This window comes from Streptomyces sp. NPDC039736 (assembly GCF_055596485.1).
This window is the reverse complement of the sequence record NZ_JBVIUQ010000003.1, coordinates 750,134-767,448: the sequence shown is the minus strand read 5'-3', so window position 1 is coordinate 767,448 and position 17,315 is coordinate 750,134. Positions and strand designations below refer to the sequence as shown.

The following is a 17,315-nucleotide window of genomic DNA, read 5'->3' as shown; positions in this document are numbered from 1 at the left end:
ACAAAAAGCGCATATAGAAGGGTGTGTCCACCGCTCGCGTCCGCTCGGCACGACGGAGGGTGGGGCGGCGGAGTGCTCCGGCCGCACAAGGGTGGTCTCTGCTATTTGTTCGCATTAGAGCACGAGTTGATCGGGTAAGACAGTATTTACACCTTTCTGGGTGAGACAGACGTGCGGCGGTCCGGTACGCGACGGCCGCCCCGCCGTCACCGAACGGCGGCGGTGAACGAACGCATGACGGCGAGGAGTGGTGGCGTGAGCGAGGGCCTGATGAGCGGAACGCGGCATCCGGACGAACCGGCGCACGCCTGCCCCGCGTCCGGGGTACGGACGTACGACGCCCACGACCTTCCGGCGCTCGACTTCGACCCCTTCCTCCGCGCCTCCCTGACCGACGCTCCCGTCTCGCGCATCCGGCTGCCGCACGGCGAGGGCGACTGCTGGCTGGTCACCCGCTACGAGGACGTCCGCTTCGTGACGTCGGACGCCCGCTTCAGCCGCGACATCGTCGGCCTGCCCATCCCCAAGATGACCAAGCACTTCATCCCGCTGGACCGGGCCGTCAGCTTCGTCGATCCGCCCGACCACGCCCGGGTCCGGGCCGTGGTCGCATCCGCCTTCACCCAGCGCGCCATGGACCGGCTGCGCCCCCGCCTCCAGGAGCTCGTGGACGGCCTGCTGGACGCCGCCGAGGCCGCGGGACCGCCCCTGGACCTGGTCGCCGCGGTCACCTCGCCCTTCCCGCTCGCCGTCATCGGCGAGGTGCTCGGCATGCCCACCGCGGAACTGCCCCAGGTACGCGACTGGGCGCAGACCCTGCTCACCCGAGCCTCCGACGCGGCGGCGGCCGAACGGGCCCGCGAGGTGAAGGAGCACGCCCGGGAGTACTTCCGGCAGCTGGCGGACCAGCGTCGCCGCCAGCCGCGCGAGGACCTGATGAGCACCATGGTCGCCGCCGTCGACGCCGGACGCATCGACGAGGAGGAACTGCTCGCCCTGGCCACCTTGATGGGCCTCAACGGCTGGCACGCCGTCTGCAACAACACCTCCAACATGGTCTTCGCCCTCCTCACCCGCGACGGCCTCGCCGACCGGCTGCGCGCCGAACCCGCCCTCGTACCGCGCGCCGTGGAGGAACTGCTGCGCTGGATCCCGCACAAGCACGGCGTCGGGCAGCCCCGCGTCGCCACCGAGGACGTGCGTGTCGGAGACACGTTGGTCCGCAAGGGCGAGTTCGTCTACGTGTCGTACGTGGCGGCCAACCGGGACGACCAGGTCTACCCCGAACCCGACCGTATCGACTTCGACCGCCAAGGCCCCCCGCACCTGGCCTTCGGGCACGGCCCGCACTTCTGCATCGGCCCGCTCCTCGCCCGCACGGAGGCCGAGATCCTGCTGGCCGCCCTGCTCACCCGCTGGCCCGGGCTCCGACTGGCCGTGCCGCCCGAGGAGGTGCCTTGGCAGACAGAGGTGCTCATCCGCGGACCCGAAGCGCTCCAGGTGCGTTGGTGAGGACCCGCCGGGGTCCCGGCCCCGGCCCCCGGTGGACCGGCGCGGCGACGCCCCGCTCAGGAAAGCCGCTCGCGAGGCTCCGACGAGCTCGCTCCCGGCGAGGGCTCCGCCCGCTTCCACCGCGACGGTGATCGCCGCGGCTGCCACGGGCGGGCCAGCGCTCCGCCCAGGCCGGTGACCACCGCACGGATCCGGCGTTCGGTCGCGATCCGGTGGTGTCCGGCTCCCCGCGGACCCGTCTGGCCGACGCCTCCCAGTGACGGGATGCCACGGCGGGGGCTGCGCCGGCCGTTCCGTTCAACAGGCTGGAGTGGCAGGTCGATCCCGACACGACGACCTGGTGGCACCATCCGCCCAGCGCGCCGCCCGGGATGCAGGAGATTCAGGTCCGCAGGGTTCGATGTCGATCGGATGGTTCAGGGGAGTTCGTGCCGAGTGCCGTCTGCGACGGCGTGGAGCTTGTCGGGGTTGGCCACGTTGTGGATGGTCGAGATGCGGCCTGCCGGGTCGAAGTCGAAGGTCAGCGTGGCGACCACGCGGTCCGGGCCGCGGAAGACCACGCCCGGGCCGCCGTTGATCGAGGTGAGTTCCGCCCGCATCTGCCCGGGCTCGATGCCCTGGTAGGTCACGGTGCCGAGCGCGGCGAACCAGCCGGCCACGGTCTCCAGGCCGACGACCGGCTTGAGGGCCTGGCGTACCTTGCCGCCGCCGTCTGTCCACAGCGTCACGTCGGGGGAGAGCAGCTCCATGAGGGTGTTGATGTCGCCGCCCGTCGCCGCCGCGAAGAAGCGTTCGGTGACGTTGCGTTGGCGGGCTCGGTCCGCGGTGAAACGGGGGCGGCGGGCCTGGACGTGCTCGCGGGCGCGGTGCGCGGCCTGCCGGACCGCCGGCTCCGAGCGTTCCACCGCCTCCGCGATCTCCGCGTAGCTGAAGGCGAAGGCCTCCTTCAGTACGAAGACCGCGCGTTCCAGGGGGCTCAGCGTCTCCAGCACGACCAGCAGGGCCGTGGAGACCGAGTCCGCCGCAGCAATGCCGTCGGCGGTGTCCGGGCCGGTGAGGATCGGCTCGGGCAGCCAGGGGCCTACGTAGGTCTCGCGCTGGTGGCGGGTGGAACGCAGCCGCTCCATCGCCAGGTTGGAGACGATCCGGGCCAGATAGGCCTTGGGATCGGCGACCTGGGAGCGGTCGGCCGCCGACCACTTGAGCCAGGCGTCCTGGACCGCGTCCTCGGCGTCGGCGGCGGAGCCGAGGATGCGGTAGGCAACGGAGAAGAGCAGGGTGCGGTACTGCTGGAAGGCGAGCTGGTCGGGGCCGGCCTGCTGCGGCTGGGTCACTTGGCGCTCCTGGTACGGGTGTAGCGGCCGCCGTGCGGCCAGAGGGCGCCCGAGGCGGGCACCTTCTTCATGCGGGCGAAGGTCGCCCACGGCGCCGCGGTGACCGTCTCCTTGTACTTCGCGGCCCGCTTGCCGGTCAGCACGATTCGGCGTGGGCTGTCGTCGGGGTGGGTGAACTGTACGACGGCGTCGTGGCGGCCCAGGCTGACGGGTGTGTGGTAGTAGCCGAAGCGGAAGGGCTTGGGCTCCTTGCCGGCGATCACCCGCAGGATCGAGAGAGCCGCGTGCACGCCGGTGGGCATGCCGCCCTGGCAGGTCCCGTGCATGACGCCGTAGCCCTGACGGACCGCCGCCGCGTCGCCCACGGCGTAGACGTCCGGGTGGGAGACCGAGCGCAGCGCGCTGTCGGTGACCACCCGGCCGCGCTCGTCGACCGTCAGGCCGGCGGCGGCGGCCAGCGGCGAGACACGGGTGCCGCTGGTCCACAGCACCGCGGCCGCCGGGATGCCGGTGCCGTCGGCGAGCTCGACGCTGTCCGGCAGCACCTTGACCACCTCGACGCCGCTGCGCACCTGCACGCCGAGCCGGGCGAGCGCCGCGTCCAGGTGCGCCTTGGCCTTCGGGTGCATGCCCGCCCCCGGCTCCTGGCGGCCCAGCAGCACCACCTGGAGCTCCGGGTGCCGCTCGGCGATCTCCGCGGCGGCCTCGACTCCGGTGAGGCCGTTGCCGCCGACCACGACGGTCCCGCCGTCGAGCCGGGTCAGCCGGTCGGCGAGGAGGGCGGCGTCCTGGGGGCTGTTGAGGGTGTAGGCGTGGTCGTCCACGCCGGGAACGGCGGCGGTGTCCGCGATGCTGCCCAGGCCGTAGACCAAGGTGTCGTAGCGCAGGACCCGGTCGTCGTCGATCCGGACGGTCTTCTCCTCGGCGTCCACGGCGGTGACCCAGCCGCGGACGAAGCCGGCCCCGGTGCCGTCCAGCAGGTCCGGGATGTTCATCTCGGCGGTCTCCTGGCCGGTGGCGGTCATGTGCAGCCGGAGCCGCTCGGTGAAGGTGTCGTACGGGTTGACCAACGTCACGCGCAGGTCCCCGCGCTTCCTGGTGCGGGCCGCGAGCTGGATCGCCGCCGAGAGGCCGGCGTAACCGGCGCCCAGGACCAGGACCTCGTGCTGCTGTGCTGCTGTCGCGTTCATCGCTCTGCCGCTTCTTTCCGGTGGTCGTTCCCGCCGTTCGGACGACCACCAGACGCAAGCTGCCTTCCCGTTCGTGACACGGGATCGAAGTGGCCTGCGTCACATCACGAAGAGGGGGCAGGCGCACGGCGTCAGCCCCCCGAGCGCCACGACGCAGCATTCAACCAGGATCGAACCGGCTGCGCGCAGGAACTGCTATCCCAACAGAAACCGCAGGTCAGCGGCAGGAATCGCGGTTTCCGCGCCACCCGCGAGCACGACCGTCTCCCCACTCCCAGCACCCGCTGACCGCACCATGCCGGTCTCGGGGAGCACCGGCACCGGATACAGCGGTGAGCGCGACCTGCACTGCCGCAGAACCGGAAGACCGCCCGTCTTAGCCGGGCGTCGGGCAGCAGCACCACCCGAGCGAACTGGTCTTCTCCGGCTGAAGGGGACAGGCTTGGTCGGGCCGTCCCGCCCGCGCGGTGTCGGCGGGGACAGCCGGGTGTCGGTCCCTGCCGGCACACCACGGCTCGACACCTCTCGCAGCGATCAACGGCTTCACCCGGCCGGACTGCGGTCGCCCTGCGATGGCAGTACGGACGACTCGAGCGTGCGGAGACTGGTGCCGTCGTGACATGCCGCGCGGCCGGTCGGGTATCCGGTGGTTCTGGTGTTCCTCGTGTACAGAGGAGCACTGAACCAAAGAGCGAGCTGTGAGGTGACCGTGAACAGATGCCGGCCCGACGAGAGCGGTGAGACTTCGGTGCGCGGTGCCGGAACGGGAAGCGGTACGGGCATGGCACTGACGTTGGCGGGTGCCCTGGCCGCGGCCGAGAGCGCGGCTCCGGTGGAGTCGCTCGACGTCGTCGCCGCCATGCTCCAGAAGCATCTCGGGGCGGTGACGGTGTCCTTTCTGATCAGTGACTTCACGGGGAGTTCCGTGGTGCGCCTGGGCGCGGCCGGCAGTGTGGAGACCCGGGAGATCGCTCGGCGCATTCCGCTGGCGGGCACCGTCTACGACGACGTGATCCGTACTCAGCGGCCGGCTGTGGAGGACAAGGACGGCGACGGGGGCGGGTTGGTGCGGGTAGTGGCTCCGGTGACCAACCGCGGGGACGCCATCGGGCTCCTGGAGCTGTTCCTGCCCGCCGCACCGGAGGCCGGGATGATGCGTGAGATCGGCGAGGCCGCGCACGCGCTCGCCTACATCGTGATCGCCAACCGTTCCTTCACCGATGTGTACCAGTGGGGACGGCGGACCTCCCCGCTGAGTCTGGCCGCGGAGATCCAGCACCGGCTGCTCCCGGCGTCGCTGGCCTGCGAGGCGGCACAGTTCGCCGTCGCCGGTTCGCTGGAGCCCGCCGACCACGTCGGGGGCGACACCTTCGACTATGTCGTGGACCGGGACACCGTCCAGCTCTCCGTCACCGACGCCATGGGCCACGATGTCGACGCCGCGCTTCTGGCGACCCTCCTGGTGGGTGCCCTGCGGCGGGCCCGGCGGGCCGGTGCCGGCCTCGCCGAGCAGGCCCGTCAGGCCGACCGGGCCGTGCGTGAGCACGGCCGCGGAAGTTACGTCACCGGCCAGCTCCTGCGGATCAGCCTGGTCGACGGGAGTACCGAGTTCATCAACGCCGGACATCCCTGGCCTCTGCTGATGCGCGACGGCCGGGTCCAGGAACTCACCCCGAAGGTCGACATGCCGTTCGGCTTCCACGTCCCGCACACCTACCAGGTCCAGGCACTGGACCTGCGGCCCGGCGATCGCCTCGTGATCCTGACCGACGGCATGCTCGAACGGAACGCCGACGCCCTCGACCTCTCCGCCCTGATCACCAGTACCCGCACCCTGCACCCCCGCGAGGCCGCCCGCACCCTCATCGGCGCCGTCGTCGCCGCCAACCACGGACATCTCCAGGACGACGCCACCGTCATGTGCCTGGACTGGCACGGAGTCGACCAGTCCCGCCGCAACGCCGACACCGGCGCAAGCCTCATCGACGCATCCCCCGCAACAGCGGGCCCTCCCCCTGTCTCCGGGGCGTAGGCAGCCGCGCGTCTAGGCGTCACGGGCTCCGCAGCGTGGTGGTGTTCGGCGTTGAGGCGCTGCGGTTGTACGAGCCGCCGAAGGCCGGCTCGTACAGAACCCCGCCCCCCGGACAGCACGACCCTGCTGCATGACGCCGCCGAGGATCCCTGAGAGGTGAAGGACGCATAGCCGTCAAGAGACAGCCCCGCGCCAACGCCTGCCCGCGCGGCAGGCACGGGCTCGATCGATCCGCTCCGTGTCCTCCTCGCACACGACTCGCTGAACGAGCGGGTGCACAACTCCCCTCCGGTCCGCTCCCCTTCCTGGGCGGGCCGACTGGTCATGAGCCGCAGGCCATGGTGTTCTCGCGCTCCCGGCGGGATCCACGAGAACACCACCGTCTGAGGCACCCCTCCCCCACGTCCTCACCACAGCACAAGGCGAGCAGGACCCGCGCGCACAGACGGTCAACGGAGCGGTCCGCCGTGTGGACGCCGAAAAGGCTTGTCCGGACTCACGAGATCCGGACATGACTTCCTCCTTCACCCCACCTCGGCGGCCCCACGCTGCTCGGCCTCCTGGCGCTGGGCCGTGTCGACGCCCCGTGACGTTCCGGGTGGGTGTCACCCCCTCGGAGACCCGCCGGCACACGGGTGTCGGGTGCTCCGACCGCTCGAACCAGGCGTCGGGCCGGTTCGTCGACCCGCGGGGCAGACCGGCCGGGCGAGGGCAACCGCGTCGTACGGCGGACGGCGCGCCCGCTCCCCGGCCCCGCCCGCCCGTCCCGACCCGCCCCGGTTCAGCCGAACCGGAGGATGCGGGGCGCGAAGGTGGACTCGGGGCCGCCCGCGCGGCCGACCGACCACACCGTCGCCGTTCCCGGCACCGGGGCCAGCGTCAGTGCGGAGGAGGCCCCCTCCCCGGCCACGGCCGGTTCGTCGTACGGGGTGAACGACTGGCCGTTCCAGGAGAGGAAGGCGGGCCCGGGGACCAGCGGCGGGTGACTGCCCGGCGGCCCCCACTTCAGCGAGCGGGCCACCGCGACCCAGCCGAGCGCACCGGAGGCCGAGGGGGCCAGGGAGGTGATCCCGCCGAAGTCCGTGGGAACGGTCACCCGGCTCCACGTCTGCCCGTCCCAGCGGACCAGCAGCGGCGGGATCGGCTTGCCCGCCGGGCCGCCGATGAAGCCGGCCGAGCCGCCCGCCCACACCTCCGTCGGCGAGACCGCCAGCACACTGCCGACCCCCGCCCGCGGGGACCCGCTCACGATCGTCTGCTGCCAGGCGGTGCCGTCCCAGTGCGAGACGGTCGCACCCTCTCCGGAGGAGCCGGCGGCCCACACGTCGTCTGCCGCCAGGAGGTGCAGGCCGTACACGGAACCCGGCGGCACCGGCAGATCCCGCCAGCCGCGCCCGTCCCAGCGCAGCAGCGCCTGCGCACCCTCCCGCGAGCCGATCAGCCAGGTCTCGCCGCCGCCCGCGACGACCTTGTTCAGCACGACACCGCGCGGCGCCCGGCTCTCCGACCAGCCGGCGGCGGTGAGGCGGAGCAGCCGGGCGGCGCCCGCCGTGTCACGGCCGACCGCCCAGGCCTCGGTCGGCGAGGCGGCGGCCACCGACAGCAGCTCTCCCTGCCAGTCGCCGCCCGGCAGGCTCTGGCGCTGCCAGGCGGTGCCGTTCCAGCGCAGCATCAGCGGATAACCGGGGGCCGTGCGGCCCACGGCGTCGGCGCCCACGGCCCAGGCCCGGTCGGGTCCGCTCGCGGCGGCCTCGTTCAGCCCGGCCTGCGGGCGCACCTGCGCCGGGACCGGCACGTGGTGCCAGGTCGGCGTGTCCGCGGCGGCCACGGGTGCCAGGGTCATGGCAGCCGCGAGGGCCGCGACGAGAAGTCTGCGTGCCATGGTCAGCCTCCGAGCCGCTCACTCATCGGATGGGGTTTCGAGCCGTAGATCTCGGCGGTCCCGAAGGACAGCAGTGCGGATCCGGCCCTGGCCAGCACTCGTGCCTGGACCTCGATCGCGTTCGTGCGCTGCGGGCCGTAGGAGAAGGTGGTGCGCGCGCCGTCCACCCGCGCGTACTTCGACTGGAACGCGCGGTCGCTGCGCATCGGCAGCCACAGCGCGCCGTCCGGGCCGCGCACCACGGCCTCGGTGGACGCGTTGCCCAGCGGCGGGTGAGTGGTGCGCCAGGCGGACCCGGTACGCGTCATCAGATAGGTGCTGTTCACGCCGTCGGCGTACTGGCTGCCGGCGATCGTGACCCGGCCGGACGGTTCGAGAAGGACCGACTGCACGTTGCTGTTCGGCGGCAGTGGCACCTTCGCGTCCCGCCACGTCGCGCCGTCCCAGCGCAGGACAGCGGGACCGGTGGCGGTGTCCGCCCAGGCCCAGGCGTCGTCGGCGCTGCGCGCGGTGATCCCCATCAGGAACGTCACGCCCTCGGGCGTGGGCTGTTCGGTCCAGCGGGAACCGTCGTAGTGCAGCACCTTCAGCCCCGTGTCGTCCTCGCCGACTACCCAGGCCGCGCCCGGGACCGCGGCGAAGTCCTGGTGGACCCACAGGGGCCGGGGCAGCGGGACGGTGCTCCACCCTCCCGCCGAACGGCGCAGGATCTCGCCCGCGCCGTCGCGGAGATGGAAGATCCACGCCTCCTCGCCGACGAACTGCACCTTGCCGAGCCGGCCCGGTTCGCCGGCCCCGGGGAAGGTGCTGTCCCGGCGCCATGCCGAGCCGTTCCACCCGTACAGGACAGGCCGCGGTCCTTCCGACACGTTCTCGGACCCGGTCGCCCACGCCTCGCCCGGTCCGCGGGCGGCGAGGTCGGCCACGTGCACCGGCGGAACCGCCGTCGGCACCGGCAGCGCGGACCAGCGCGGTGGCACGGCTCCGGCCACCGCGCCCGCGGCAGTCGGCGACAGTGCTCCCGCACAGGCGATCACCAGGCAGACGACGACCGTTCGGAGACGGTTCACGAGACCCCCAGGAGTACGAAGGTCGCACAAGCTACCGACGTCTTCGTCCCCGTGGACAGACGACAACCGGCCGAAGAAGGCCCCTTCCTTCGCGTCCTTCGCGCGCCGGGGCCTGAGGGCGCAGGAAGGCCGGGTGTGCGAACCCCCAGAGGGGCTGCTCCGCGGAGACCCTCCCGCGCCCTCTGTTTCCCTGGAGGATCTGAGCCGGCGCCGACGGCGCGGTTCACGTACGCGGCCACCGCATCTCGGTCCTGCCGCCCCGGTTACTCCGATGTCCGCACGAACCACGGGCCGCGCCGGGTGGCTTCCGTCGCCCCGGCGAAGGCCGGCGTCCAGCCGAGGCCCGCGGCGTCCTCGGCGCCCGGCTCGCCGCTCACCCGCCCGCCAGCTCAGTTCCTCCGTGAAGCCCGCCGGGTCCCCGGCGTTGCCGGTTCCGGTGCACCTGAACCCCGTGGTTGTCCAGGCGGCGGGGGCCTGGCCGCGCACGTGGGTGCTGCCGCCCCCTCCGGCCCCGCCGCCGTACCACTCCCGCTCCGCGTACAGCACCCACTGACACCGCACCCGCGTTGTCAGTGCCTCCGTCTACGGTTCGATCATTGGAATTCGCCGGTCGGACGGCGGATGCGCAGGGGAGGGGTCTGTCATGTCCCACGGTTCCGCCACGGTGTCGGCGACGTATCTGGAGCTGTCCCAGGAGGACGGCGCGGCGCACAAGTTCTACGAGGTGACGGTCGCCGGCCTGACCGTGAGCGTGCGGTACGGCCGGATCGGCGCCGAGGGGCAGACGCAGACGACGACGTTCGCCACGGCGGACAAGGCCCGCGCCGCCGCCGCGAAGAAGATCGGCGAGAAGGTCCGCAAGGGATACGCCCCGGCGGTCCCCGGGCAGCGCGCACCGCGCGCGGTCACCCGGCGGCAGGTCTCCTCCGCGCCTTCCACCGCGCGCTCGGCGGCACCCGTGCTGTGGCGTTTCCGCACCGGTTCGGCCGCGTTCGGGATCCACGTCGACGACGACCGCTGCTGGGTCGGAAACCAGCGTGGCGACGTGTACACCCTGGACCACGAGGGCGGCGTACTGGCCCGCTTCCGCCTGCCGGACGGCGTGAAGTGCCTGGTGGCCGACGACTTCTGGATCTACGCGGGCTGTGACGACGGCAAGGTGTACGACCTGTCGTCGAAGCTGCCGTTCGCGGCCTACAACATCGCGGCGGACGTCGACATCTTCTGGCTGGACATCCACGAGGGCGAGTTGAACGTCTCCGACCGCGACGGGCGTCTCACCGTCATCGACCACGAGGACGAGCACCAGTGGGCGCGCCGCAGCCAGGGCGAGCACGCCTGGATGGTCCGCGCCGACGACCGGGCCGTCTACCACGGCCACAGCAAGGGCGTCACCGCCTACGCCCCCGACGGCAGCGGGGAACTGTGGCACACACGCACCAAGGGCGGGGTGCTGTTCGGCTGGCAGGAGGGCGACGTGGTGTACGCGGGCACCGCGCACAAGGCCGTCCAGCGGCTGTCGAAGGCGACCGGTGCGATCGAGGCGACGTACACCTGCGACAGCGCCGTGTACTCGTGCGCGACCTCGCCCGGCGGGCGGTTCGTGTTCGCCGGTGACGCGTCCTCGTCCGTCTACTGCTTCGACCAGGACGGCACCCGGCTCTGGAAGCTGGGCACGGGCGACGGTTCCGCGCTGTCCATGCAGTACCACGACGAGCGGCTCTATCTGGTGACCACCGACGGCTCGCTGCTCTGCGTGGACGCGAGCGAGGCGGCCGTCGCGGCGGCGCAGCAGGGCACGGTGCCGGTGGCGCGGGACGTCAAGCTGGCGGCGGCCATGCCCGCCAGCGCGCCGGCCACGGACGCGGGCTCGGTGGCCACCGTGGCCCAGGCGCCCAGCGGGGCGATCGTCGTGGAGTGCGTGCAGGAGGCGGGCCGGGTACGGGTGCACGTCGTGTCCGGGGGCTACGACCCTTCGCTGAACGTTCAGTTCCCCCGGGCGATCCGGGAGCCCGGGGCCCGTTACGTGGTGGACGCGCTGCACACGGCGGCCGGCGGTTTCTACCGGGTGCGCGGAGACATCCAGCGACTGCTCTGACAGAGGCCGCGGTGAGGGCGGATGCGGCGGGCCGGACCCGGTGCGGGCCCGCCCTGAAGCAGGCCAGGCCCCCGTGGCTGAACCCCGTTCCCCCGCAGCGGAGTCGACGCGCCTGCCCCCGCGCGGTCAGGGCGTCCGACCCTCCCACGTGAAGGGAGCCTTGGATGAGGAAGGGGCTGGAGTTCTCACTGGCGCGCGGAGGCACGGACGGCCCGTCCGACTGGGCGTGGACCGCGAAGACCGCGAGGACCGCAAGGATCCCGAGGCCCGCAAGCCGGGCCTGTACGCCTGAGCCGACGCGAGCGGGGGCCGCCGGCCGGCCGCGGCGGGGCCGGCCGGCGGTTCTGCATCATGGGCATGCCGGAGGCGGGCCGAAAAACTGCTCAAGTAGGTTGGGCGGTGCCCGACTTGGGCGCAGACCGGAGGACCGACATGACGCTTCCGCCAGGACAACGTGCCCTCAGGGGATTTCCCAGGTTCGGCAAGGACCTGAAGAATCCGCCGCCGCCCGTCCCCGCCGACCCGGTGATCAAGCTGGTCGGTGCTCTGGCGGAGGACCTCACGCTGCCGGTGAAGGATCTGGCGGGGCTGCCCCGGCGCGAGGTGCGGGCCGACTTCCACTGTGTGGCCGGGTGGTCGGCGACCGGGCTGGTGTGGGAAGGAGTCGGGTTCCGTGACTTCTACCGGGAGGTGGTGCAACCGGCCCTGCGGCCCGGGGCGTTGGTGAGCCACCTGGTGTTCGTGGGTGCTGACGGGGTACGGGCGTCGGTGCTGCTGGAGGACGCGTTGGGTGAGGACGTGCTCCTCGCCGAGCGTCTCGACGGGGAGCCGCTCACCGGTGAGCACGGCGCCCCGGTACGGCTCGTCAGTCCCTGGCAGTACGGCTACGTGAACATCAAGCACCTCTGCCGCATCGAGTTCCACGTCACCGCGCCCCCGCCCGCCGACCGCTGGTCACCCCTGGCGGCGCACTCCCGGGCCCGGGTGTGGAAGGAGGAGCGGCACCGCCGGCTGCCCGGCCGGGTGGTGCGGCCGCTGTACCGGGTACTGGTCGCCGGGATCCGGGCGGCGAGCGCGCGGCAGGGACGCAAACAGGGGTGACGGCGGTCGTTCGGAGTCGGGGCGGCCGGGGCCTTGGTGCGGCCGTTGCGCAGACATGCGCACAACGGGGTTGGGCTGTACGCCACCGGGGAAGTGTCCGTCCCGCAGACCATCGGCGGAGAGGACAGCGGGGCAACGACCCTCCGTGACGCAGGCAGCCGTCGCCCGCGCGCACGGGGAACTTCGGCGAGGGAGTCCGTGGATGGTGGAACGACGCATATCGGTGGCGACCCACTGGGGCAGTTATGTCGCGGTGGTCGATTCCGGCCGGCTCGTACGCGTGGAGCCGAGGGGCGACGACCCCGCGCCGTCACCCATCGGCCCCGGAATGGTGACGGCTGCCGACGACAGCGCTCGCGTGCTGCGCCCCGCGGTCCGCAAGGGCTGGCTGGACGGCCTGCCGCGCGTCCACGACACGGCCAGAGGTGCGGACGCCTTCGTGGAGGTGAGCTGGGACGACGCGCTCACCCTGGTCAGCGATGAACTCCGTCGTGTGCGCTCCCAGCACTCGGACAGCGCGGTGTTCGGCGGCTCCTACGGCTGGGCGAGCGCGGGCGGGTTCCACAACGCGCAGGGGCAGCTCCAGCGTTTCCTGGCGCTGGGCGGGGGATACACCGACTCGCGCAACACGTACAGCACCGCGGCTCTGGAGGTCGTTCTCCCCCATGTGATCGGCGGGCACCCGTGGAGCTACCAGTCCCGGATGCCGATGTGGGACGAGATCGCCGAGAGCTGCGAACTCGTGGTGGCGTTCGGAGGGCTGGCCCTCAAGAACAGCCAGATCAACCCCGGCGGACTGGCCAGGCACCGGACGCGGGACCTGCAACGGCAGTGCCGTGAGGCCGGGGTGCGGTTCGTCAACGTCAGCCCTCTCCGCAGCGACACCGCCGGCTTCCTGGACGCCGAATGGCTGCCCGTCGTCCCCCACACCGACACCGCGGCGATGCTCGGCATCGCCCACACCATGCTGGTCAACGGATGGCACGACGAGGACTTCCTCCGCCGTTGCTGCGCCGGGTTCGACCGCTTCGCCTCCTACCTGCTCGGCGAGCTCGACGGCGTCCCCAAGGACGCCGCCTGGGCAGCGGGGATCACGGGCATCGGCCGCGACGTGCTCTGCGACCTCGCCCGCCGCCTCACCACCCGGCGTTCGCTCATCATGGTCAACTACGCGGTACAACGGGCGGACCACGGCGAACAGCCCATCTGGATGTCCGTCGTGCTGGCCGCCATGACGGGTTCGATGGGCCGGCCGGGCGGCGGCTGGGGCGCGGGTTACGCGACGATGGACGCGACGGGCGTCGCCAGGGGCCGCCCCTCCGTGGCGGCGGTGCCCAAGGTCCCCAACCCCGTTCCGGATTTCATCCCGGTCGCGAGGATCGCGGACACCCTGCTCCATCCTGGCCGGACCATCGACTACGACGGCCGGCGGCTCACGTTGCCCGAACTTCGCCTGATCTACTGGTGCGGAGGGAATCCGTTCCACCACCACCAGGATCTGCACCGGTTGACCCGGGCCTGGCAGGCCCCCGACACGGTGGTGGTCCACGAGGCATGGTGGAACGCCACGGCGAAGTTCGCGGACATCGTCCTCCCCGTCGCCACCAGTCTGGAGCGCGACGACTTCGCCGCCGGGTTCTCGGACCCCCACCTCGTCGCGATGCCGAAGGCCCGCGAGCCGGCGGGCGAGTCGCGCACCGACCACGACATCTTCCGGGGCCTGGCGGCGCGGCTCGGGTACGAGCAGGAGTTCACGGAGTCGCGCTCCGAGATCGAGTGGGTGCGGCACCTGTACGAGCAGACGAGGGCCGAGCTCGGCGTCGAGGCGTCCTTGCCGGGCTTCGACGACTTCTGGCGAAGCTCCACCGTTGAACTGCCGGCGTCGACCGGACCGTTCCCTGGCGACTTCGGGGCGCTCCGCGGCGCCCCGCGGCGCTTCCCCCTGCCGACACCGTCGGGCAGGATCGAGATCTTCTCCGAGGTGATCGACTCGTTCGGCTACGACGACTGCGCCGGGCATCCGAAGTGGTACGCACCGGTCGAGTGGCTCCGCGCCGATCTGGCCGGCCGGTTCCCGCTGCATCTGCTCTCGAACCAGCCCGCCTCCCGCCTGCACAGCCAGTACGACAACGGCGGACACAGCCTGAGTTCGAAGATCCGCGGCCGCGAACCGGTGACGATGAACCCGGGGGACGCCGCGTCGCGCGGCATCGAGAGCGGCATGGTCGTGCGCCTCTACAACGACCGGGGGAGCTGTCTCGCGGGTGCGGTCCTGTCGGAGGACGTCATGCCGGGCGTCGTACAACTGTCCACGGGAGCGTGGTGGGATCCGGTCCGGCCGGGCTTGAGCGGAACCATGGACCGCCACGGCAATCCGAACGTCCTCACGGCGGACCGGCCGTGCTCGCGCCTGTCCCAAGGGCCCAGTGCGCTCAGCACGCTGGTCGACGTCGAGCGGTACGACGGCCCCCTGCCCGACGTACTCGCCTTCACCCCGCCCCCTCTCGAACAGTGACACGAAGGGTCTCCCGCCCCGACGAACGGATCCTTCTCGTACGCCACCGCCGAGCGCGTCACGGGCCGACCCCGGACGCCGAGGAGCTCCCCTCGCGATTTGCGTATGCGTAATCGCATGAATACTGTCCGCGTTCGTGACTGCACTTCAAGAACGCAAGTACGGCCAGTGGTTCCGCGGCGCGGACGTCGACGGCGACGGGTTCATCACCCAGCGGGACGTCCGGATGATGAGTGAGCGCTACATCGCGGCCCGTGGCGCGGCGCCGGACTCCGCGACAGCCCGCACGCTCACCGAGGGGATGGACGGCTTCTGGGCGAACGTGATCGCTCCGATGGATCAGGACGGCGACGGGAAGATCGACCTGCGCGAGATGACCGAAGGGTTCAGGCGGGCGCTGACCGACCGCGCCCGGTACCCGGAGCAGATCGAGCCGGTGACCGACTGCTTCTTCGACCTGGCCGACCTCAACGGGGACGGCAGGATCGACCGGGCGGAGTTCCAGCAGATGTACGACTCGGTCGCAGGCGTTCCCGGCGAGGACTGCGCCGCGGTCTTCGCGGCCTTGGACCGGGACGGCTCCGGTGCGCTGGACCGCGCCGAATTCCACCAGGCGGTCGCGGAGTTCTTCTACGGCGACGACCCGGACGCTCCCGCCAACCACTTGTTCGGCAAGTTCGCCGGCTGACGCCCCGGACACGGACACCGCATGCCCGCACCACTCCTGGTGTGGGCATGTGTCGTGCGAGCTCGACGGCAGGGCTCAGGGCGCGGGGGTGCGGGACGGTGCGGTGCTCGCTCCGCCACGGCCGGGTGCGGGGGCGGAGCGGGGGTCGTACGGGGATTTCAGGCCGTGTGGGTGCGCCGGCGTCGCAGGAGCACGGCGGCGCCGCCCGTGACGGCGAGTGCCGCGCTGGAACCGCCGGCCAGGAGCAGGGTGGAGGACGGGGCGTCGTCCGTGCCCGTGGGCAGGGAGTAGCCGCTGGAGTAGCCCCTGGTGTCGTACTCCGAGCCGGGCAGCTTGTCGGCGTAACGGCTCTTGAGCAGCTTCTGGTAGTCGCTGAGCGACACCGACGCCTGGCCGCCCAGGCCTTGCCGCGCCTGGTCGTTGAGCGGCGTGACGGTGGTGAGCCTGAGCTGGTACCAGCCGCGGATCTGCGGTTCGGCGAAGACTACGGTGCCGGCGGCGGCCCTGCTCGCGAACGCGGCGTCGCTGTCGCCGTCGCGCACGGCCGCCAGGTGCCAGCCGCCGCCCTGGGTCGGGGCGAGCATGACGGTGGCGGTGCGGCCGTTGACGGTGGTGCTCAGCGAGGAGACCAGCTGGGTCAGCTTGACCGCGTTCGTGGGCAGCGGCGCGGCGGTACCCGCGACGAAGGCCGGGGTGATCTCGTTCAGGGCCACGGGGTCCTTGATCGTGAAGACCGGGAGGCCCTGGCACGGCTCGGCCGTGTCGGGGATCGGCTGCGCCGCACCGTTGGCTCCGGTCGGCAGCGGCGTGCGCAGGAAGCGGCAGACGGTATCGCGGACGTCGGCGGACTTCACCGCGTCGAGGGCGGCCCGGTAGTCCGGGATGTCCACCGGCAGCGGGTCCTTGGCCGGAGCCGCGTGCACCGGGCCGGCGGCGGACAGCAGCGCGGACGCGCTCAGGGCGAGGGCGGTGGACAGGAGGGAGAAGCGGGACGTGGCCCGCTCGCTGAATGCTCTGGTACCGCGGGTGTCGGGCATGTCGCCTGCCTTAGCGGGAGATACCGATGCGGGAATGGGTCCACTTGGAGGAGCTGTTGCTCACGTAGTCGCTGTAGTTCCACCACGTGTACGTGGTGGTGTCCGGCCACGGGTCGGCCACGGCGATCGTGGTCTTCGCCGTGTCGAAGCCGTAGACCACGTTCATGTGGCCGCCGCCGGAGGTCCACCCGATGCGGGCGCCGATCGGACGGGCCGCCTTGACGTCGGTGTACACCTGGTTGAACGTGGCCGCGGTGTTCAGGCCGGACCCGGTGCGGGTCATGCCGAGGCTGTGCCAGCCCTTGGCCATGTCGTCGAGGGTGGCGGGCTGGTTGTTGCAGCCGTAGTAGGGCTGCGCCCGGCTGCAGAAGTCGGCCTGGGTGGAGCCGAGTCCGTGGAACTTGGCGATGGTCAGCCCGGAGGCGACCCAGCACCACTGGGTCTTCTCCTGTTTCAGCATGGTGATGTTGTCCTGGCCCGCTTCCGCGTGAGCGGTGCCCGTCGCGGCTGCGAGAGAGCCCAAAGCGGCCAGCGCGAGAGCCGCTTTCGCTCTTCCGTACCTGAATCTGCCCATGTTCCTGCCTTCCCTGAAGGGTGCAACGCAACGAATGGGGTGATCAGGGACGAATATGCCAACGTGTTACCCATCGACACACCCGACTTGCGGAGACGTACCCGTGCGGCCTAGTTCTGGCGGACAGCCGTGGGTCCGCCCGCCCCGCCGGCCGCACCCACTGACGCCCGTAGGGGTACGGCGAGCGGGGATCGCGGCCGGGCAGGTGTCCCACGGGCCGTACCGGTCCGGCGCTCCCGGTGGGCTCCGGACCCGGCCCTCGCCCCACCGGCTCGGGCGTCG

Annotated in this window: 12 protein-coding genes; 6 read left to right on the top strand and 6 right to left on the bottom strand. The window is 71.9% G+C overall.

Annotated elements, in window-relative coordinates; all coding sequences use genetic code 11:
• The first annotated feature begins 255 nt into the window (after nucleotides 1–255).
• A complete protein-coding gene (locus ACZ56L_RS12905; protein ID WP_471063724.1) occupies nucleotides 256–1,512 on the top strand; it encodes a cytochrome P450 in 1,257 nt (418 codons plus the stop codon).
• Between the two features lie 416 nt (nucleotides 1,513–1,928).
• On the opposite strand, the gene ACZ56L_RS12900 is transcribed toward ACZ56L_RS12905, so the two are convergent.
• Together ACZ56L_RS12900 and ACZ56L_RS12895 are read right to left on the bottom strand one after the other, a co-directional pair.
• On the bottom strand, nucleotides 1,929–2,846 hold the full coding sequence (locus ACZ56L_RS12900; protein WP_471063722.1) for an RNA polymerase sigma-70 factor: 918 nt from the start codon (nucleotides 2,844–2,846) through the stop codon (nucleotides 1,929–1,931).
• Nucleotides 2,843–4,036, bottom strand: a complete 1,194-nt coding sequence (locus ACZ56L_RS12895; protein ID WP_471063720.1) for an NAD(P)/FAD-dependent oxidoreductase — start codon at nucleotides 4,034–4,036, stop codon at nucleotides 2,843–2,845. Before ACZ56L_RS12895 ends, ACZ56L_RS12900 begins: the two co-directional genes overlap by 4 nt.
• A gap of 787 nt (nucleotides 4,037–4,823) precedes the next feature.
• Here ACZ56L_RS12895 and ACZ56L_RS12890 point away from each other — a divergent pair.
• A complete protein-coding gene (locus tag ACZ56L_RS12890; protein WP_471063858.1) occupies nucleotides 4,824–6,068 on the top strand; it encodes a PP2C family protein-serine/threonine phosphatase in 1,245 nt (414 codons plus the stop codon).
• 781 nt (nucleotides 6,069–6,849) lie between these two features.
• Here ACZ56L_RS12890 and ACZ56L_RS12885 read toward each other — a convergent pair.
• On the bottom strand, nucleotides 6,850–7,950 hold the full coding sequence (locus tag ACZ56L_RS12885; protein ID WP_401761842.1) for a hypothetical protein: 1,101 nt from the start codon (nucleotides 7,948–7,950) through the stop codon (nucleotides 6,850–6,852).
• A 2-nt stretch (nucleotides 7,951–7,952) separates the two neighbouring features.
• The gene (locus ACZ56L_RS12880; protein ID WP_471063718.1) at nucleotides 7,953–9,020 is read right to left on the bottom strand and encodes a beta propeller repeat protein; all 1,068 of its coding nucleotides are present in this window, start codon (nucleotides 9,018–9,020) and stop codon (nucleotides 7,953–7,955) included.
• Nucleotides 9,021–9,663: 643 nt separating this feature from the next.
• Between ACZ56L_RS12880 and ACZ56L_RS12875 the strand changes: the two genes are divergently transcribed.
• The 4 genes from ACZ56L_RS12875 to ACZ56L_RS12860 all read left to right on the top strand — a co-directional run bounded on the left by ACZ56L_RS12875 (nucleotide 9,664) and on the right by ACZ56L_RS12860 (nucleotide 15,422).
• Entirely contained in the window at nucleotides 9,664–11,118 is a 1,455-nt protein-coding gene (locus tag ACZ56L_RS12875; RefSeq protein WP_471063716.1) for a WGR domain-containing protein, read from the top strand.
• Between the two features lie 432 nt (nucleotides 11,119–11,550).
• Nucleotides 11,551–12,219 carry a molybdopterin-dependent oxidoreductase gene (locus tag ACZ56L_RS12870; protein WP_345227150.1) on the top strand — a complete coding sequence of 223 codons (669 nt, stop codon included), beginning with the start codon at nucleotides 11,551–11,553 and terminating at the stop codon, nucleotides 12,217–12,219.
• Nucleotides 12,220–12,421: 202 nt separating this feature from the next.
• Nucleotides 12,422–14,734, top strand: a complete 2,313-nt coding sequence (locus ACZ56L_RS12865) for a molybdopterin-dependent oxidoreductase (RefSeq protein ID WP_471063714.1) — start codon at nucleotides 12,422–12,424, stop codon at nucleotides 14,732–14,734.
• Between the two features lie 136 nt (nucleotides 14,735–14,870).
• Nucleotides 14,871–15,422 carry an EF-hand domain-containing protein gene (locus ACZ56L_RS12860; RefSeq protein ID WP_345227155.1) on the top strand — a complete coding sequence of 184 codons (552 nt, stop codon included), beginning with the start codon at nucleotides 14,871–14,873 and terminating at the stop codon, nucleotides 15,420–15,422.
• A 158-nt stretch (nucleotides 15,423–15,580) separates the two neighbouring features.
• Here the strand turns inward: ACZ56L_RS12860 and ACZ56L_RS12855 are convergent, their stop codons facing one another.
• Nucleotides 15,581–16,459: a hypothetical protein gene (locus tag ACZ56L_RS12855; RefSeq protein WP_471063712.1), complete on the bottom strand. Its 879-nt coding sequence runs from the start codon at nucleotides 16,457–16,459 to the stop codon at nucleotides 15,581–15,583.
• Between the two features lie 10 nt (nucleotides 16,460–16,469).
• Nucleotides 16,470–16,919 (bottom strand): papain-like cysteine protease family protein, encoded by a 450-nt coding sequence (locus ACZ56L_RS12850; protein WP_345227159.1) that lies wholly within the window; start codon nucleotides 16,917–16,919, stop codon nucleotides 16,470–16,472.
• Nucleotides 16,920–17,315 lie beyond the last annotated feature (396 nt).

Bases quoted from the DNA above. Each gene is read 5' to 3' on its own strand.
- ACZ56L_RS12895 (WP_471063720.1), bottom strand. From the start codon at position 4,036: ATGAACGCGACAGCAGCACAGCAGCACGAGGTCCTGGTCCTGGGCGCC.
- ACZ56L_RS12865 (WP_471063714.1), top strand. From the start codon at position 12,422: ATGGTGGAACGACGCATATCGGTGGCGACCCACTGGGGCAGTTATGTC.
- ACZ56L_RS12885 (WP_401761842.1), bottom strand. From the start codon at position 7,950: ATGGCACGCAGACTTCTCGTCGCGGCCCTCGCGGCTGCCATGACCCTG.
- ACZ56L_RS12855 (WP_471063712.1), bottom strand. From the start codon at position 16,459: ATGCCCGACACCCGCGGTACCAGAGCATTCAGCGAGCGGGCCACGTCC.
- ACZ56L_RS12850 (WP_345227159.1), bottom strand. From the start codon at position 16,919: ATGCTGAAACAGGAGAAGACCCAGTGGTGCTGGGTCGCCTCCGGGCTG.
- ACZ56L_RS12870 (WP_345227150.1), top strand. From the start codon at position 11,551: ATGACGCTTCCGCCAGGACAACGTGCCCTCAGGGGATTTCCCAGGTTC.
- ACZ56L_RS12875 (WP_471063716.1), top strand. From the start codon at position 9,664: ATGTCCCACGGTTCCGCCACGGTGTCGGCGACGTATCTGGAGCTGTCC.